The organism is Nocardiopsis coralli (assembly GCF_014892575.1).
Classification (GTDB): domain Bacteria; phylum Actinomycetota; class Actinomycetes; order Streptosporangiales; family Streptosporangiaceae; genus Nocardiopsis; species Nocardiopsis coralli.
In genome coordinates, this window is the sequence record NZ_JADBGI010000032.1 from 50659 (window position 1) to 68923 (window position 18265).

At 71.1% G+C, this 18265-nt stretch carries 16 protein-coding genes; 11 read left to right on the top strand and 5 right to left on the bottom strand.

Going from position 1 to position 18265, the window contains the following annotated elements; all coding sequences use genetic code 11:
• The first annotated feature begins 39 nt into the window (after positions 1–39).
• Together IDM40_RS25460 and IDM40_RS25465 are read left to right on the top strand one after the other, a co-directional pair.
• Positions 40–441, top strand: a complete 402-nt coding sequence (locus IDM40_RS25460; protein WP_193124605.1) for a hypothetical protein — start codon at positions 40–42, stop codon at positions 439–441.
• Positions 442–684: 243 nt separating this feature from the next.
• Positions 685–867, top strand: a complete 183-nt coding sequence (locus tag IDM40_RS25465) for a hypothetical protein (RefSeq protein WP_193124606.1) — start codon at positions 685–687, stop codon at positions 865–867.
• Between the two features lie 125 nt (positions 868–992).
• On the opposite strand, the gene IDM40_RS25470 is transcribed toward IDM40_RS25465, so the two are convergent.
• A complete protein-coding gene (locus IDM40_RS25470; RefSeq protein ID WP_193124607.1) occupies positions 993–1961 on the bottom strand; it encodes a hypothetical protein in 969 nt (322 codons plus the stop codon).
• A gap of 303 nt (positions 1962–2264) precedes the next feature.
• Here IDM40_RS25470 and IDM40_RS25475 point away from each other — a divergent pair, with 303 nt between their 5' ends.
• Complete coding sequence (locus IDM40_RS25475; RefSeq protein WP_193124608.1) at positions 2265–3644, top strand: GntP family permease; 1380 nt, start codon at positions 2265–2267, stop codon at positions 3642–3644.
• A gap of 94 nt (positions 3645–3738) precedes the next feature.
• On the opposite strand, the gene IDM40_RS25480 is transcribed toward IDM40_RS25475, so the two are convergent.
• Positions 3739–4506, bottom strand: a complete 768-nt coding sequence (locus IDM40_RS25480; protein ID WP_193124609.1) for an IclR family transcriptional regulator — start codon at positions 4504–4506, stop codon at positions 3739–3741.
• Between the two features lie 107 nt (positions 4507–4613).
• Positions 4614–6383: an IlvD/Edd family dehydratase gene (locus IDM40_RS25485; RefSeq protein WP_193124610.1), complete on the bottom strand. Its 1770-nt coding sequence runs from the start codon at positions 6381–6383 to the stop codon at positions 4614–4616.
• A gap of 330 nt (positions 6384–6713) precedes the next feature.
• Here IDM40_RS25485 and IDM40_RS25490 point away from each other — a divergent pair, with 330 nt between their 5' ends.
• From IDM40_RS25490 to IDM40_RS25515, 6 genes are all read left to right on the top strand, one after another.
• A complete protein-coding gene (locus IDM40_RS25490) occupies positions 6714–7772 on the top strand; it encodes a 3-isopropylmalate dehydrogenase (protein WP_193124611.1) in 1059 nt (352 codons plus the stop codon).
• A gap of 231 nt (positions 7773–8003) precedes the next feature.
• A complete protein-coding gene (locus IDM40_RS25495) occupies positions 8004–9119 on the top strand; it encodes a branched-chain amino acid aminotransferase (protein ID WP_193124612.1) in 1116 nt (371 codons plus the stop codon).
• A 322-nt stretch (positions 9120–9441) separates the two neighbouring features.
• Positions 9442–11052, top strand: a complete 1611-nt coding sequence (gene cimA / locus IDM40_RS25500; protein ID WP_193124613.1) for a citramalate synthase — start codon at positions 9442–9444, stop codon at positions 11050–11052.
• A gap of 184 nt (positions 11053–11236) precedes the next feature.
• Positions 11237–12193 carry a carbohydrate ABC transporter permease gene (locus IDM40_RS25505; RefSeq protein ID WP_193124614.1) on the top strand — a complete coding sequence of 319 codons (957 nt, stop codon included), beginning with the start codon at positions 11237–11239 and terminating at the stop codon, positions 12191–12193.
• On the top strand, positions 12190–13086 hold the full coding sequence (locus IDM40_RS25510; protein ID WP_193124615.1) for a carbohydrate ABC transporter permease: 897 nt from the start codon (positions 12190–12192) through the stop codon (positions 13084–13086). Before IDM40_RS25505 ends, IDM40_RS25510 begins: the two co-directional genes overlap by 4 nt.
• A 44-nt stretch (positions 13087–13130) precedes the next feature.
• Entirely contained in the window at positions 13131–14534 is a 1404-nt protein-coding gene (locus IDM40_RS25515) for an ABC transporter substrate-binding protein (RefSeq protein ID WP_193124616.1), read from the top strand.
• 102 nt (positions 14535–14636) lie between these two features.
• On the opposite strand, the gene IDM40_RS25520 is transcribed toward IDM40_RS25515, so the two are convergent.
• Together IDM40_RS25520 and IDM40_RS25525 are read right to left on the bottom strand one after the other, a co-directional pair.
• Positions 14637–15071: a Rieske (2Fe-2S) protein gene (locus tag IDM40_RS25520; RefSeq protein WP_193124617.1), complete on the bottom strand. Its 435-nt coding sequence runs from the start codon at positions 15069–15071 to the stop codon at positions 14637–14639.
• An 83-nt stretch (positions 15072–15154) separates the two neighbouring features.
• Positions 15155–15937, bottom strand: coding sequence for a DUF3152 domain-containing protein (locus IDM40_RS25525; protein WP_193124627.1), 783 nt, complete (start codon positions 15935–15937; stop codon positions 15155–15157).
• Between the two features lie 216 nt (positions 15938–16153).
• On the opposite strand from IDM40_RS25525, the gene IDM40_RS25530 reads away from it, so the two are divergent.
• Together IDM40_RS25530 and IDM40_RS25535 are read left to right on the top strand one after the other, a co-directional pair.
• Entirely contained in the window at positions 16154–16954 is an 801-nt protein-coding gene (locus IDM40_RS25530) for a fumarylacetoacetate hydrolase family protein (RefSeq protein ID WP_193124618.1), read from the top strand.
• A 150-nt stretch (positions 16955–17104) separates the two neighbouring features.
• Positions 17105–18154, top strand: a complete 1050-nt coding sequence (locus IDM40_RS25535; RefSeq protein ID WP_193124619.1) for a GDSL-type esterase/lipase family protein — start codon at positions 17105–17107, stop codon at positions 18152–18154.
• Positions 18155–18265: the final 111 nt, after the last annotated feature.

Here is an 18265-nt window from a genome sequence, read left to right on the forward strand (position 1 = left end):
GGGGAGCTTGTGCAATTCCTGAGAAAGCATCGTGTGGCCGTGGCATCGTGGTCCGTTCTCGCCTGCCTGGCCGCGTTGGCGGTGGCGACCGCCACGGGTCAGATCAGGGCGTGGACCGCCGCCGAACTGCTCGCCTGCGGGTCCGTCCTGGCCGTGGCCGTGTACCTGGCCCTGCTTCTGCGGCGGCTGGAGGCGGAGCTCTCCGAGGCGGAGTTCTGTGCGGAGGAACAGGCGCAGGAGTGCGCCGAAGTGGTGGAGGAGAGCCGCGAGGAGCTGGTGGTCCGCACCGACGACCTGCGGGAGCGCTCCGCCCGCGCGGCCCAGCTCCTGGCTCGGCGGCGTGCACGGATGGCCGAACGGCCGGAGCCGTCGGAGCGCCCGGCCGAGCCTCCGCGTGTGACCGTGTCCAGTGCCGGCACCCACGTCGATCCCGTGCACTGACCCGGTCCGCCGAACCCGTCCGCCGGGCCTGTCGAACTGCGACGACAGGCCCGGCGTCTCAATGGGTGAGATGCTCTGGCCACATAGTTGGACATCCGATAGTCTGACGTCAGAGGAGCCCGCGGTGCCCGGCCCCACAGACCGGTACCGCCGCCCGGCGCCCCACGCGCCTCCGACCGGAGGTACGGGGCGGACCCGGCCGAACCGGCCGGGGTGCTGAGCTCCCCTTCTTCCGCGCGGACAATGCCGCCCGCGTTTCCGCCGCGCCGCCCACGGATCGGGCCCCGCGGTCCTTCCAACCCGCCCGCCGGCACGCACGCCGGTGACGTCGCGATCCTGGAGACTGCCATGTACGACACGGTCGAGCACACCGCGGACGAGGAACTGCAGCGCGCCCTGCAGGAGGCCCTCGACCGCCGCGACTGAGACGACGACACGTCGAGGACCCGCGCCCCGCGACGGGGTGCGGGTCCAGTCCTGTGTCCGGGGTCCTCCCGTGCCCGCGGTCCCGTCGGAAGCGCCGGGCCCCGACCGAGGGCCGTCGCCCCTGGTCAGCCCTTCCGGTCGGGCAGGGCGAAGCGCTCCGGCGCCGTGAGGCCGTGCGAGCCCACCGGGGACATCGCCGGAACCCCCTCCGTCCGCGCCAGCTCGTCCAGCCCCAGCTGGGCCCGCCGCACTCGCTCGCGGGCCGTGGCCGCCACCGCCGGCGCCAGCTGCTCGCCCGCCGGGTACAGCCCAGGGGCGTTGCGCAGCCCGAACTTGACGTACACCGGCGCGCACGCCCGCACGATCCCCGCGATCTCGTGGTGGCGCACGAAACCGCCGGTGTCGTCGGGCGACTCCACGTAGACGTCGAGCGGGGCGGTCCCCACCGCACGTAGCTCCGCGAGCTGGTGCACGGCCAGGTCGGGCGGGGCGTTGACGGTGTCGGCCCCGAGGAGCTCCTGGACCCGGAACGCGGCCGGGTTGGCCGGCGCGGCGGTCGCCGACACCTTGAAGCGGACCTCTTCGGGCAGGTCGCCCCGGGTCCGCATCCGGTGCAGGGTCCACAACAGTCCCTCGTCCGCGACCAGCAGGCTGTCCACCCCGAGGGCGGCCGCACGCTCGGCCTGGGTCACACCGGCGGCGAGCTGGCCCGCGCCCCTGCTCCGGCTCGCGACGGAACCGGTGGCGGCCGTGCGGCCCGCACCGGTGTCCCAGTCCGCGCCGGGGCGTAGGAACAGGCACAGTTCGGCTCCCCTGTTCCGGCACAGGTCGACCATCGCGGTGATCTCCGCGTCGGTCAGCATGCCGACCCCCGAGCCCTGCGAGACCCGGTGCACAGGGACAGCGAGCCCGTCGGCGGCCGCGAACACGGTCTCCAGGGCGGTCGGCCCCTCGACGCTGGGGATCTCCACCCGCCAGGCCCCGCCGTCGGGGAAGGCCTGCTCGGACGGGGGCGGGGGAGTGGGCGGGCCGGCGAGGCCGAGCTCTTCCAGGGTGCTGTGGCCGGGCGGGCGGGGGTGTTCGCGCGCACGCATCGGGGGGTCCTCTCGGGCGACAGCGCGGACTGTTCTGTATATCGAACAGCGTTTCTGATTTCGGATTCAGGCTAGAACGGGCCGAGCCGGCGGTCAACGGAGGTCGGGCCGCACGCCCGCCGAACCGGGTAGTGGCCCACATCACTACACCCATTGACCCGGATCACACGAGTGGCAGAATGTCTTCGACATCAGAGACAACGTCCGAAATATCGAACATCCGGCTTGCAGTCACCCCTCCTCCCGACGGCGCAGCGCCCGCCCCCGACGCGCGCCCAGGCCCCGGACAGGCAGGTCCCCTCCATGCCCGACACCGCGAGTCTCCCCGTCGGATGGCTCATGGCCATCGCCGTACTCTCCGTCGCCACCCTGCTGTTCCTCATCATCAGGGTGCGCCTCAACCCGATCCTGGCCCTGATCCTGGTCAGCGCCGCGACCGCCCTCGCCACCGGGATCCCCGTCGCCGACCTCGTGCCCACGCTCACCGAGGGCATGGGCGAGACGCTCGGCTCCGTCGTCCTGCTCATCGGTTTCGGTGCCATGCTCGGCCGGATGATCGAGGTCTCCGGAGGCGCCGAGGTCCTCGCCGGCGGCCTCCTGCGCCTCTTCGGGGAACGCCGCGCACCGCTCGCGCTGAGCGTGGCCTCCCTGCTCTTCGGTTTTCCGATCTTCCTCGACGCCGCGTTCGTCGTGATGCTGCCGGTGATCTTCTCCGTCGCCCGGCGCATGGGCGGATCCGTGCTCATCTACGCCCTGCCCGCCACCGGCGCCTTCGTCGTCATGCATGCCCTCCTGCCCCCGCACCCGGGGCCGGTGGCCGCGACCGAGATCGTCGGCGCCGACATGGGGCTGGTCATCGTGTTCGGGCTCGTGGTCGGGATCCCCGCCTGGTACCTGGCCGGGTACCTGCTCGGCCTCTGGCTCGGACACCGCTTCCACCTGCCCGTGCCCGAGATCCTCGGCGGCGGGCGCGAGGACGGCGACCGGCTCGGGCCCCAGCCCGGCCTCGGGGTCCTGGTCTTCCTGCTCCTGCTGCCGTTGCTGCTCATCTTCATGGACACCGGACTGTCCACCCTCGCCGCGACCGGGACCGTGGACTCCGACGCCGGATGGGTGCAGGCGCTCCAGGCCGTCGGCCAGACCCCCGCGGCCCTGTTCATCACTGTGCTCATGGCGATGTGGCTCCTGGGGTGGCGGCGCAGGCACAGCGGCGACACCGTCAACCGGATCGTGGACCGCGCGCTGGCGCCTGTGTGCAGCATCATCGTGCTGACCGGGGCCGGTGGGATGTTCGGCCACGTGCTCAGCCTCAGCGGGATCGGCGACGCCATGACCGAGAGCCTGGACCGCATGGGGATCCCCGTGCTCCTGGCGGCGTTCCTGGTCGCGGTGGTCATGCGGGTCGCGCAGGGTTCGGCGACGGTCGCCGTGACGACGGCCGCGGGGCTGGTCGGGCCGGTGGTGGCCGCGGGCGACTTCACCGGGGTCCAGCTCGTGCTGATCGTGCTGGCCATGGCGGCCGGGTCGATCGTGCTCTCACACGTCAACGACTCCGGGTTCTGGCTCGTGCGCGGGTTCCTGGAGATGGACACCGCGACCACGCTCAAGACGTGGACCCTCCAGGGGACGGCGGTGGGGCTGCTGTCCTTCGCCCTGGTCTGCCTGCTCTACCTGCTGACCTGAGATTGTCTGCGGGGATCTTGCTACCAGCGCCGACTTCGGCGGCCGAGACCGGCTCCAGTAGCAAGATCCCCGGGGTCGGGTTCCCCGGAGCGGATCAGGCCCCGCTCGCGCCGAGCCGCAGGGAGAACCGCCGCGCCCCGTCGCGCACCAGCTCGCGCAGCTGTTCGCAGCGCTCGTCCGACCACCGGTGCTGGGGAACGGAGATGCTCAGCGCCGCCACCACCTGGCCCGTGCGGTCGCGCACCGGGGCGCTGACGCAGGACACGTCCGGGTTGGCCTCGCACACCTCCACCGCCGAGCCCGAGTCCCGCACCCCGGCGAGCTCACGCACGAGCCGGTCGGGGTCGGTGATGCTGTCGGCGCTCAGCGGTTCCAGGCGTCCCTGCCCCAGGCGCCGGAGCACCTCCTCGTCGGGCAACGCCGCCAGCAGCACCTTGCCGAGGGCGGTGCAGTGCGCGGGCAGGCGCCGGCCGAGGCTGGAGACCATCCGGACCGCGTGTGAGCTGTCGACCTTCGCCAGGTAGACGATGTGCCGGTCGTCGAGCACCGCCACGTGCGAGGTCTCGTTGCACTCCTCGACCATCTCCCGGGCGGCCTCCCGTCCGAGGGTGGGCAGGTCGAGGCCGTCGGTGTAGGCGCTGCCCAGGCGGAAGAGCTGGAGCCCGGGGCGGTACCGGCCGGGGATCTCGGGGTGCCGCGTCAGGTAGGCGCGGGCGGACAGGGTGTGCAGCAACTCGTGCACGGTCGTGCGCGGCAGGCCGAGCTCGGCCACCACCTCGGGCGCGCTGACCGACTCGCGGCCGTCGGTGAACAGCTCGAGGATGTCCAGCCCCCTCTGCAGAGCCGGCGTACGGCGTGCCACGGGGGACCTCCTCGTCGTCTCCCTGCTCGGACGACCGCCAGAGTACCGGGGTGCCCGGCGGCCTCGAGAGCGGGCCGCCGGGCGGAGGGCGTCCGCTGCGGGCGGGGTCAGTGCGATTCGCGGGGGACCTCGTGGCCGCTGTGGCCGACGAGGAAGTCCAGGTCGGCGCCGTGTTCGGCCTGCAGGACGGTGTCGCAGTACAGCTTGGTCCACCCGCGGGGGCTGTGCGGCTCCGGCCGGTTCCACGCGGCGGCGCGGCGTTCCAGTTCCTCGGGGTCGACCTCGAGGGACAGCGAGCGGCCCGGCACGTCCAGGGAGACCGTGTCGCCGTCGCGTACGAGCGCGAGCGGGCCGCCGACCGCCGCCTCGGGCGAGGTGTGCAGCACGACGGTTCCGTAGGCGGTGCCGGACATACGCCCGTCGCACACGCGCACCATGTCGGTCACGCCCGCGGCCAGGAGCTTGGACGGCAGGGCCACGTTGCTGACCTCGGGCATGCCCGGGTACCCGGCCGGTCCGCAGTTGCGCACGACGAGCACGGTGTCGGCGTCCACGTCGAGGTCGGGGTCGTCGGACACGGCGTAGTACTCCTCCGGGGAGTCGAAGACCTTGGCCCGGCCCCGGTGCACCATCAGGTGCTCGCTCGCGGCGGACTGCTTGAGCACCGCGCCGCCGGGGGCGAGGTTGCCGCGCAGCACCGCCGTTCCGCTGCCCGCCCGCTGGAGGGGATCGTCCAGGGGCCGGATCACCCGGCGGTCGTAACACTCGGCGGCCCTGGCGCGGGCAGGTGCGTCGAGGGGCTCGCCCGTGACGGTGACCGCGTCGGTGTGGAGCAGGTCGCCGAGCTCGGCGATCACCGCGGGGAGCCCGCCGGCGTAACAGAAGTCCTCCATGAGGAACCGGCCGCTGGGCATGAGGTCGAGCAGGGTCGGCACGTCGCGGACCAGGGTGTCGAAGTCGTCCAGGTCGAGGTCGACACCGAGGCGTCCGGCGATCGCGGTGAGGTGGATGACGGCGTTGGTGGAACCGCCGATGGCCGCGTTGACCCGGACGGCGTTCTCGAAGGCCTCGCGGGTCATGATCGAGGACGGGCGGATGTCCTGGTGCACGAGGTCGACGATGCGCCGCCCCGATCTCTGCGCCATCGCGTACCGGCGGGCGTCGACCGCGGGCCACGTGGCGCCGTAGGCGGGCTGCATGCCGAGGGCCTCGGCCATGCACGCCATGGTCGAGGCCGTGCCCATGGTCATGCAGTGGCCGTTGGAGCGGGACATGCAGGACTCCGCGAAGCCGCACTCGGCCTCGGTCATGCGCCCGGCCCGCACCTCCTCCTCGAACTTCCACACGTGGGTGCCCGACCCGATGTCCTCGCCCCGGAACTTGCCGTTGAGCATGGGGCCGCCGGTGAGCATGAGGGCGGGCAGGTCGGCGCTGGCCGCGGCCATGAGCAGGCCGGGCGTGGTCTTGTCGCAGCCCGACAGCAGGACGACGCCGTCGAGCGGGTTGGCGCGGAAGAGCTCCTCGGCCTCCATCGCCAGGAGGTTGCGGTAGAGCATCGCGGTCGGGCGCAGCACGGTCTCGCCGAGCGCCATCACGGGGAACTCGAGCGGGAACCCGCCCGCCTCCCAGATCCCGCGCTTGACCGACTCCGCGAGCCGGGACAGGTGGGCGTTGCAGGGGGCCAGTTCGGAGCCGGACACGGCGATCCCGACGACGGGACGGCCGTCGAAGACGTCGTCGGCGAAACCCTGGTTGCGCATCCAGGAGCGGTAGAGCATGCCGGAGCGGCCTCCGGCGCCGAACCAGTGCCGGCTGCGCAGTTCGTCGGTCCGGCGGGGGCGGTCGTCTCCGGTCGTCGCGTGGTCCTCGTGCGGCATCGGGGGCTCCTTCGGGGGGTACGCGGGAAGGCGCGGGGCGGGTCACGAGCCGGGGGATGCGGGGATGTTCGAGATGTTGAACAGCGATCAGTATCTCGAAAAACGGTAAGAAGCCCCGGGAAGGGCGTCAACCCCCCGAACGGGCGCCGGATGCGGATCCCGTGGCTCGGGAGTAGCGCCCGGCGGTCGGCCCGCGGCGCCCTGGATGTGCGAACTCCGTGTGGGGTCGGGACACGGGAATCCTGCTGAGACTGTAGAGTTGTCTCATCCAGTGTTCATTCGGATCTCATCATATGAGATGAGGTCGCGTCCGAGTTAGAGGCAGTCCGTATGGCAGCGCGCACCGTGAAACTGGCCGTCATCCCCGGCGACGGGATCGGACCCGAGGTCGTCGGCGAGGGCCTCAAGGTGCTGGACGCCGTCGCAGCCCAGCACGACCTGGCCTTCGAGACCACCGAGTACGAGCTCGGAGCCCAGCGCTGGCACCGCACCGGTGAGACCCTGCCCGAGTCGGTCGAGGCCGAGCTCGCCCAGCAGGAGGCCATCTACCTCGGCGCGGTCGGCGACCCGTCGGTGCCCAGCGGTGTCCTGGAGCGCGGCCTGCTGCTCAAGCTCCGCTTCGACTTCGACCACTACGTGAACCTGCGCCCCGTGCGTCTCTACCCCGGCGTGAGCACCCCCCTGGCGGGCGTGGCCCCCGACGACATCGACATGCTCGTCGTGCGCGAGGGCACAGAGGGCCCCTACGCCGGCGCGGGCGGTGTGCTGCGCAAGGGCACGGCCAACGAGATCGCCACGCAGGACAGCGTCAACACCCGCGTGGGTGTGGAGCGCCTCATCCGCTACGCCTTCGCCAAGGCCGCCGAGCGCCCCCGCCAGAAGCTGACCCTGGTGCACAAGGACAACGTGCTCACCTTCGCCGGCGACCTCTACCAGCGTGTGCTGAAGGAGGTCGGCGCCGAGTACCCGCAGGTGTCCGTGGACTACTGCCACGTCGACGCCGCCTCGATGTTCTTCGTCAACCAGCCCGGCCGATTCGACGTGGTCGTCACCGACAACCTGTTCGGCGACATCATCACCGACATCGGCGCCGCCATCACCGGCGGCATCGGTCTGGCGGCGAGCGGGAACATCAACCCGGACCGCACCTTCCCGAGCATGTTCGAGCCGGTGCACGGTTCGGCCCCCGACATCGCCGGCCAGGGCAAGGCCGACCCCACCGCCACCGTGCTCTCCGCGGCCACCATGCTGGAGCACCTGGGCGTGCCCGAGGCCGCCCGCAAGATCGAGAACGCCGTCGCCGCCGACCTCAAGACCCGCGGTGACGAGGAGCGTTCCACCTCCCGTATCGGCGACGACCTCGCCGCACGAGTAGCCGAGCAGGGCTAGGGGACCCACGACCGCCTGGCCCACCTCGTGAAGAGGGCGCGCCCGGCGGCACCGGAACCACAGTCGGCGGGCGCGCCCATCCACCACCCGGGCGCGCCCGCCGACGCTTTGTATGCCTTGGAACCGTTCGGCGTGCAAAGCATCCACTCTGGCACCGGGTGCGCTCATCCGACAGACTAGATCTCAGGCCGGCGGCGCTGCCGGCCCGATGCACCCGAGAGGACCTACGACATGAACAACGACGCCACCACGAGCGGGTTGACGTTCGACATCCAGCTCTCCCACCACCGGAAGACCCCGGAGGAGCGGGCACAGCTGCTGGAGAATCCCGGGTTCGGCCAGGTGTTCACCGACCATATGGTCACCATCCGCTACACCGAGGGCCAGGGCTGGCACGACGCCAAACTGGAGCCGTACGGGCCGCTCACCCTCGACCCCGCCACCTCCGCGCTCCATTACGCCCAGGAGATCTTCGAAGGTCTCAAGGCCTACCGCCACTCCGACGGCAGCCTCGTCTCCTTCCGTCCGGAGGCCAACGCCGCGCGCCTCAACCGCAGTGCCGAGCGCATGGCCATGCCCGCGCTGCCCGAGGACCTCTTCATGCGCTCCATCGAGCTGCTGCTGGAGCACGACGGCGCCTGGGTCCCCGACAAGGACGACTTCAGCCTCTACCTGCGGCCGTTCATGATCTCCACGGACGTCGGGCTCGGGGTCAACCACCCCTCCCGCACGTACCTCTACCTGCTGATCGCCTCGCCGGTCGGCTCCTACTTCTCGGGTGGCGTCAAGCCCGTCACCGTGTGGCTGTCGAAGGACTACACGCGCGCCGCCCCCGGCGGGACCGGCGCGGCCAAGTTCGCCGGCAACTACGCCGCGAGCTTCCTCGCCCAGTCCCAGGCGGTCGAGCAGGGCTGTGACCAGGTCGTCTGGCTCGACGCCCGCGAGCACCGCTGGGTCGAGGAGATGGGCGGCATGAACCTGTGGTTCGTGTTCGGCTCGGGTGAGAACGCGAAGCTGCGCACGCCGCCGCTGACCGGGACGCTCCTTCCGGGCATCACCCGCGACGCCCTGCTCACGCTCGCCCCCGACCTGGGCCTGCCGGTCGAGGAGGAGCCGCTGTCCGTCGAGGAGTGGCGCCGGGCCGCCGAGTCCGGGGAGATGACCGAGGTCTTCGCGTGCGGGACCGCCGCGGTCGTCACGCCGGTCGGCCACGTCAAGAGCGACGACGGCGCCTTCACCATCGGCGATGGCGAGCCCGGCCCCGTCACCATGCGCGTGCGCGAGGAGCTCGTCGGCCTGCAGACCGGCAAGCGCGCCGACAAGTACGGGTGGCTGACCTCGTTCTAGCCTCGCGCGCCTGCCCGCGTGCGGTCGGGCCCCACCCTTCGCCCGGCACGCAGGGGAACGCAGCACCGCCCGGTGTCCGGTATGCCCGGACCCGGGCGGTTCACGTTTCACCAGGTGAGACAGGTGGCCCCGATGGGCGGGAGCTCCGCGACCGTGTGGCAGACTGAAACCATGCCGTCTCAGGTACTCATTATCGTGAGGCGCGCCGGCTGACGATTCGGACCCCGCCGGCGCGCTGACCTCTCGTGTCCACGAGGGGTCTTTTTTGTTGGCGGGGGTGGATCGGCCGAACCACAGCATCCACCTTCGGGAGTAACCACCCATGAGGGACGACAGTTTCCACGTCTTCGACACCACGCTGCGCGACGGGGCACAGCGCGAGGGCATCAACCTCCGTGTGTCCGACAAGCTGGCCATCGCGAAGCTGCTCGACGACTTCGGGGTCGCCTTCATCGAGGGAGGGTGGCCGGGGGCCAACCCCAAGGACACCGAGTTCTTCGAGCGCGCCGCACATGAGCTGACGCTGAAGCACGCCCGCCTCACCGCGTTCGGCGCGACCCGCCGGGCCGGGGTGCGGGCCGCCGACGACCCCCAGGTGGCCGCCCTGCGCGACAGCGGCGCCCCGGTCGTCACCCTCGTCGCCAAGAGCGACACCCGACACGTCGAGCGCGCCCTGCGCACGACCCCTGACGAGAACCTCGCCATGATCGCCGACACCGTGTCCCACCTGCGGGAACACGGGCAGCGGGTGTTCGTGGACTGCGAGCACTTCTTCGACGGTTACCACCACGACCCCGGCCACGCGCTCGACGTGGTCCGTACCGCCTCCGAGGCCGGCGCCGACGTCGTCGTCCTGTGCGACACCAACGGCGGCATGCTGCCCACCGACGTCACACGTGTGGTCTCCGAGGTCGCCGAGGCCACCGGCGCCCGCCTGGGCATCCACGCCCAGGACGACACCGGCTGCGCGGTCGCCAACACCCTCGCCGCCGTCGAGGGCGGCGCCACGCACGTGCAGTGCACCGCCAACGGGTACGGCGAGCGCGTCGGCAACGCCAACCTCTTCTCCGTGGTCGGCGCCCTCGCTCTCAAGCAGGGCCGCGACGTGCTGCCCGAGGGCTGCCTGGAGGAGATGACCCGCGTCTCCACCGCCATCGCCGACCTGGTCAACCTGGCACCCGACACCCACCAGCCCTACGTCGGGGTCTCCGCCTTCGCCCACAAGGCCGGGCTGCACGCCTCCGCGATCAAGGTCGACCCGGACCTGTACCAGCACACCGAACCCGAGCTGGTCGGCAACCGGATGCGCATGCTCGTCTCCGACATGGCCGGGCGCGCCTCCATCGAGCTCAAGGCCCAGGAGCTCGGGCTCGACCTGTCCGAGGACCGCGCGCTCTCCGGCCGCATCGTCGAACGTGTCAAGGGCCTGGAACTGTCCGGGTACAGCTTCGAGTCCGCCGACGCCTCCCTCGAACTGCTCGTGTTCGAGGAGATGGGCCGGCCCGTGCGCTACTTCGAGACCGAGTCCTGGCGTGTCATCACCGAACGCCGCCCTTCCGAGGGTGTGGGCCTGCTCGGCGGCGCCGACGAGAGCCTGACCGAGGCGACGGTGAAGCTCGGCGTCAAGGGTGAGCGCATCATCGCGACCGAGGAGGGCAACGGCCCGGTCAACGCCCTGGACCGCGCCCTGCGCAACTCCCTGGAGAACGTCTACACGGCGCTCGGCGGCCTGGAGCTCACCGACTACAAGGTGCGCATCCTCGAGGGCACCTCGGGCACCAACGCCATCACCCGCATCCTCATCACCTTCAGCGACGGAACGGGGGAGTGGACGACCGTGGGTGTGGGCCCCAACGTCGTCGACGCCTCCTGGGTCGCACTGGAGCAGGCCGTCACCTACGGGCTCCTGCGCCAGGGGTACCCGCAGGTCTGATGACCGGAACCGGCCCGGCCGCGCGGCGACCCCGTGCACCGGGCCGGGCCTCCCCATCCCTGGTCCCGGGCCTGCGACCTTCCCCCGAGGTGAGGGATTCCTACCGCCAGGGCCATAGCGACCGTGCTCCACATCACTCGATACTGCGAACCGCTGCTGATCCCCCGAGCGCAAGTGGTGATGGATGCCGGAGCCGACCCACACACGGCCGGAAACAGGGCCACCGGAACGCGGTGGACCGCCCGCACGCCCGCGCCGCAGCCGCGAACGCAGCCGCGAGGCCCGTCTGGCCTGGGCCTTCCTCGCCCCGTCCGTGCTGGTCTTCGCGGTCTTCCTCGTGTATCCGCTCGGACGCACCGTGTACCTGTCGATGCACGGCAACGACATCATCGGCGAACCCAACCGCTTCGTCGGGCTCTCCCACTTCGCCGAGATGGCCTCGCCCGCCTACGTGCAGGTCCTGGTCACCACGCTGCTCTTCACCCTCGGCGTGGTCGTGCCCGGCGTCGTCGGCGCGCTGGCGGTCGTGCTCCTGCTCGAGGGCGTCATCCGCGGCCAGAAGTTCTTCCGCGGCGCCTTCGCCCTGCCCTTCGCGTTCTCCGTCGCCAGCGCCTCGGTCGTCTTCGTCGTCTTCTTCAGCCCCGGCAACAGCGTGCTCAACGGCATCCTGTACCGGCTCGGCCTCGACCAGGTGCCGTGGCTGACCTCCCAGGAGATCGCGCTCTGGTCGGTCTGCATCACCACCGTGTGGATGAACCTCGGTTACGGCGTGCTCGTGCTGGCCGCCGGCATCGGGTCGATCCCGCGCGAGATCAACGAGGCCGCCCGCATCGACGGGGCCACCGGGCCCCGGCTCGCCTGGAACGTCACCGTGCCCCTGCTCGGCCCGCAGCTGTTCTTCCTCATCGTGATCTCCACGATCAACGCGCTGCAGAGCTTCGGACAGATCCACATCCTCACCCTGGGCGGACCGGTCGGATCCACGACCACCCTCGTCTACTCCGTCTACCAGGACGCCTTCGCGTTCGGCACCAGCGACTTCGGCCGAGCCAGCGCCCAGGCCCTGGTGCTGCTCGTGGTCGTGCTCGTGTGCACCGCGATCCAGTTCGGCGTCATCGAGCGGAAGGTGCACTACTCATGACCCGCGCACCCGCCCCCGCGCGCGACGCCGCCGCAGAGCCCGCCACCGGATCCGTGCGCCGCTACCGCCACGGGCCGGGGTTCTGGGCCGGCCGGGTCCTGCTCTACGCACTCCTGGCGCTGTTCCTGGTCCCGGTGCTCTTCCCCGTCTACTACATGTTCGTCGGCGCGGTCATGGAACCCCGCGAGCTGTCCACGTTCCCCGCGCGCCTGCTGCCCACCGGGATCACCACCGACAGCATCCGGGGCGCGCTCGACGCCGTCCCCCTCATGCGCATGTACGGGAACTCGGTGGTCATGGCCGGCATCATCACCGCCTGCCAGCTCGCCACCTCCGCGCTGGCCGCGTACGCGTTCGTGTTCCTGCGGTTCCGGTTCAGCGCGATCGTCTTCGCGCTGTTCCTGTCCACGCTCATGGTCCCGCAGGAGGCCACCTTCATCCCCAACTACCTCACGCTCACCGGGTGGGGGCTGGGCGACAGTTACGCCGGGCTCGTCCTGCCGTTCCTGGCCTACGCGTTCGGCACGTTCCTGCTGCGCCAGAGCTTCAAACAGTTCCCGAGGGAGCTCTTCGACGCCGCCCGCATCGACGGCATGGGACACCTCAGGTTCCTGTGGACGATCCTGATCCCGCTCAACAAACCGGCCCTGACCGCCGTCGGCATGTACGTCTTCATCACCAGCTGGAACATGTACTTCTGGCCGCTCATCATCACCCGCACCACCGAGATGCAGACCCTCCAGATCGGCCTCAACAGCCTCCGGGTCGGCGAGGCCGCCAACCCCGGCCTGCTCCTGGCCGGCGCCGCGCTGTCGGTCATCCCCACCCTGGCCCTGGTCGTGCTCGGCCAGCGCTTCATCGTCCGCGGGCTCACCGCCGGGGCCGTCAAGTAGGCCGCCGGGTCCCGCCCCACCCCCCCCGAGGAAAGCGAGACGGTATGCGACTCTCCCCCCAGGGGCGCGGCATCGGCGCCGCGGCCCTGTTCATGAGCCTGGGGCTGGTCCTCAGCGCGTGCGGCGACGGCGACAGCGGCGGCGGAGGGGGAGACCTCACCGCCCCGGGCCCGGAGGTGCTCGACGACCTCGACGAGGCCGTGCAGGTCGAGTTCTGGCACAGCATGGACGCCGGCAACGGCCAGGTCCTCGACCAGCTCATCGACGACTTCAACGCCGAGAACGAAGGGCGGGTGGAGGTCACCGGCTCCTTCCAGGGGGAGTACGACGACGCCCTCGCCAACCACCGCGCCGCGATCCAGCAGGGCGACACCGCCGAACTCATCATGATCTTCGACCTGGGGACCCAGTTCATGATCGACTCCGGCCAGACCGTGCCCGCGCAGTCCTTCATCGACGAGGACGGCTACGACACCGGCGAGATCGAGGACGCCCTCCTCAACTACTTCACCGTCGACGACGAACTCCGGTCGTTCCCGTTCAACAACTCGACCCCGCTCATGTTCATCAACCGGGACGCCTTCGAGGAGGCCGGCCTCGACCCCGACGACCCGCCCACCGACCTCGCCTCGATCCGCGAGGCCGCCGAGGAGCTCACCGTCACCGACGACGACGGCGAGATCGTCCAGTACGGGTTCGGCGCCCCGCTGTACGGCTGGTACATCGAACAGTTCATGGCCCGCGCCGCCGCCCCCTACTGCGACGGCGCGAACGGGCGGTCCGACCGCGCCACCGAGGTGCTCTTCGACGGGCCCGAGGGCGTGGAGCTCGTCGAGTGGTGGGAGCAGATGATCGAGGACGACCTCGCCCTGCAGATCGGCCGCAACATCGACGACGGGATGGCCGCCTTCACCTCCGGCCGCGCCGCGATCACCCTGGAGTCCACCGGCGCCCTCAGCAACTACATCGAGGGCTCCGACTTCGAGGTCGGGGCCGGGTACTTCCCGCTCATCAGCGAGGGCGACCCGGGCGGCTCGATCATCGGCGGCGCCTCCCTGTGGATCAACGGGGAGGGCCACACCGACGAGGAGGTGCGCGGTTCCTGGGAGTTCGTCGAGTACCTGCTCACCCCCGAGGCCCAGTCCACCTGGCACGCCGGGACCGGATACCTGGCCGTGAACACCGAGGGCTACGACGGCCCCGAGGCTGTCGAGCGGGCCGAGGAGTTCCCGCAGTTCGAGATCGCCGCGGAGCAGCTCGCCGAGTCCGAGGTCAACGAGAACACCGCCGGCTGCATGATGGGCGTGATGTCGGAGGCCCGCGCCGCGGCCGAGGAGGGCTGGGAGGCCGCGCTCACGAGCGACGCCACCCCCGAGGAGGCGATGTCGGAGGCGGCCGAGCGGGTCGGCGGCACCATCGAGGAGTACAACGCCTCCGTCGACGAGTGACCCAGGGACGAGGGGCAGAAGGAAGGGCCCGGGGATCTTGCTACCAGCGCAGACTTCAGCGCTGAACCCGGCTCCAGTAGCAAGATCCCCCGCGGCTGGGCGTCAGGCGAACACGACGTCGTCGCCCTCCACGGTGACCTCGAACTCCTCCAGCGGTGCCTGCGCCGGCCCGTCCTCGGGTGCGCCGTCCGCCACCGAGAAGCGGCTGTCGTGGCACGGGCACACGATCTGGCCGTCCTCGACCGCGTCGACCGGACAGCCCTCGTGCGTGCACGCGGTGGAGAAGGCCCGGAACGTGCCCTCCTCCGGCTGGGTCACCACCACCTGGTGCTCCTCCAGCACCGTCCCGCCGCCGACGGGCACGTCACCCGTCGAGGTGAGTACTTCGCCGGTCTCGGGCGCGGGCGACGGGGTACCGGGATCCTCCTCGGCGCCCTCACCACCGCTGGGGCCGCCGCACGCGGCCAGGGTCGTGGTCACGGCCCCGGCGCCCAGGGCGCCGAAAGCGGTACGTCGGGACGGACTGCAGTTGCACATGCGCTCTCGCTCCTGTCGGCCTGCACTTCCTCGGACGGTATTCGTCGCCGACGGGCCCGCGGACGGGTCCGCGTACGGACGGATCACGCGTCGGGGTCGACCCACCCGTTGGGCTCGCAGCCCTGCAGATCGAGGGTCTGCTGCTGCATGACCGGCGCGGGCTCGCCCTCCTCGGGGCAGCTCACGTGGCCGTGTCCGAAGGTGTGGCCCACCTCGTGGTTGATGAGGTAGATGCGGTAGGTCTCCAGGTCGTCGTCGAAGTGGTCGACGCCGGACACCCAGCGGTTCTGGTTGATGATGGCCCGGTTGCCCTGGGCGCAGGAGACGTACCCGTTGGTGTTGAGCGGGGCGCACAGGTCGTCGACGGTGTCGGGGGCCGCCAGCAGCACACGGAAGTCGGCGTCCTCGGCGTCGTCGACCCGCTGCAGGGAACGGTCGCCGCTCTCGCCCCAGCTGCGGGGGTCGCCGAGGATCAGCTCGACCGCCTCGGCGAAGTCGTCGTCGTCACCGGGAAGGCCGGTCTCGGTCTCCACGGCGAAGGTGTGCAGCGGGCCGTCGCCCATGACCTCGCCCTCGCCGGGGATGGTCTCGATGTCGCCGTCGGCGGTGTCGACCTCCTCCTCGATGGAGCGGAGCAGGACGTTGTCCTCGTCCTCCTCGGGGGCCGTCGGCGAAGGGCTCGGGGTGGCCGCCTCGGTGGGCTCGTCGTCGGGGTTGTGGCGACGGTCGTCGCTGTCCGGCACACCGTCACTGGCGGGCGGGCCGGCCGAGTCCGCCACCGGGGGAGCGTCGGAATCCTCCGGCACGCTCACCATCAGCACGGTTGCGGCGCCGGAAACCACGCACAGTCCGAGCGCGATCCCCATGGGGTAGCGGCGTCGGCGGCGGTGCCTGGGGCGCGTGGTGGACACGGGCGTGGACCTCTCGACGTAGGACGACGGCCCCCAGCATGCCAGAGATCCCCCCAAACCACGGCCAAGACGCACCCACCAGGCGGCCCACCGCGGACCGGGTGCCACAGCCCCGCGGTCCCCGCACCCGGATACGCTGCAACGGCAAGCGAACAACAGGGGAGGCAACGGGTGCGCATCGCACGCTTCGCGTCTGGGGACGACGTCGGATTCGGCCTTGTGGAGACCGATTCGGACACGGGGGAGGACTACGTCTCCCGTCTGAGCGGTCACCCGCTGCTGGGTGAGGTCAAACTGGCGGGGGAGCGCGCCAAGCTCGACGACGTGCGTCTGCTCTCGCCGGTGCTGCCCACGAAGGTGGTCTGCATCGGCAAGAACTACGCCGACCACGTCGAGGAGATGAAGGACGTCACGGGCGAGTCCACGGACGAACCGGTCGTCTTCCTCAAGCCCTCGACCTCGGTGACCGGCCCGCAGGACCCCATCTTCCACCCGTCCGTCTCGGAGCAGGTCGACTACGAGGGCGAGCTCGCCATCGTCATCGCCCGCCCGTGCCGCGAGGTGCCCAGGGAGCGGGTCAAGGACGTCATCTTCGGTTACACCGTCGCCAACGACGTCACCGCGCGGGACCTGCAGAAGAAGGACAAGCAGTGGACCCGCGCCAAGGGGTTCGACTCCTTCTGCCCGCTGGGCCCGTGGATCACCACCGGGCTGACCATCGAGGAGGCCCAGGACCTCGCGCTGACCACCACGGTCGACGGCGAGGTCAAGCAGGAGGGCCGCACCTCGCAGTTCATCCACGACATCCCGGGGATCATCTCGTACGTGTCCTCGTTCATGACCCTGCTGCCCGGCGACGTGGTGCTCACCGGCACCCCCGCCGGCGTCGGCCCGGTCCGCGAGGGCCAGGAGGTCTCGGTCACCATCGAGGGCCTGGGCTCCATCGACAACCGCGTCATCGCCCGCGGCTGACGCACGCACGCGGGGCGGCCCGCAGCGGCCGTCCCGCACCGCCCCCCCCGAGCCCGCGGACCCCCGCCGCGCGGCCCCTCCTCCGACCGGTGCACGTCCCGCCCCCGGGACCCGTCCCGTCCCCCGCGGACGACCGAGAAAGGAGAACGGGTGCAGTTCCCCCGCTTCCCCACAGGCCGGCACCCCACCACCCCGACGAGCAGCCCCCGGCGCCGCCCCGGTCCCCTCCTGGTCTGCGGAACCCTCGCCGTGGTTCTGCTGATCGTGGCCGCCGTCGGATACTGGGCATCGACCAGCGCCGATCCAGGCGACCCCCAGACCGAAGCGGAAGAGCGGCCCGTGAGCGATCCCCAGCGCATCATGCTCGCCGGCGACTCCATGACCCAGGGAGCCGACGGAGACCGGACGTGGCGGTACCACCTGTGGAACCACCTGTCCCCGCACGTGGAAGGGCTCGACTTCGTGGGCCCCTACAGCGAACCGGCGTCCTCGGACATGATCCTCCCGGTGCCCACGACCGAGGGGGAGGACCCCTCCGGCCCCGAACCCGGTTCCGCGGAGGACGACCCCTCTCCCACCGACGGTGCGAGCCCGGACGAGAGCGCCTCGCCCGACGAGGACGGCGGCGCCGGCGGGGCCCGCTGGCCCGGCACCGCCGCGCCCGGCGAGGCCGCCTACGACGACCCCGACTTCGACCACGACCACAACGCCCTGTGGGGCCGTACCCTGCGCGACGCCTCCGCCTCCATCGGGGAGGAGGTGCGAACGCACGAGCCGGACGTGCTGCTGGCCATGATCGGCATCAACGACCTGCTCTGGCCGGTCTCCATGGAGGAGATGGAACTGCGCCTGCGCGGCTACGTCGAGGCCGCGCGTGCGGGCAACCCCAACCTGCGCGTGGTGCTGGCCGAGGCGGTGCCGATCGCCCTGGCCGACTCCGACGACGGTTTCGCCCTGCGTGTGTACGCCTACAACGAGATCGTGCGGGAGGTGGCCGAGGACATGTCCACCAAGGCCTCGCCGGTGATCAGCCTCGACGTGGCCAACGCGGAGAAGTGGGACGTGGAGACCGACACCTACGACGGCACCCACCCCAACGCCGACGGCGAGCTCAAGATCGCCGCCGCCTTCGCCGACGCGCTCTCCCGCGGGTACGGCATCGGACCGGGGTACCCGCGTCCGCTGCCGATCACTCCGTAGATCGTTGACGGGGGTTCGGGCGAGGGAGCGGGGTTCCGGTGGCCGGTGTGGTGCATGCGGGGTGGTCTGGCTCGGGGACGCTTCTATGTCAAGCGGCGGGCCCGTAAACCT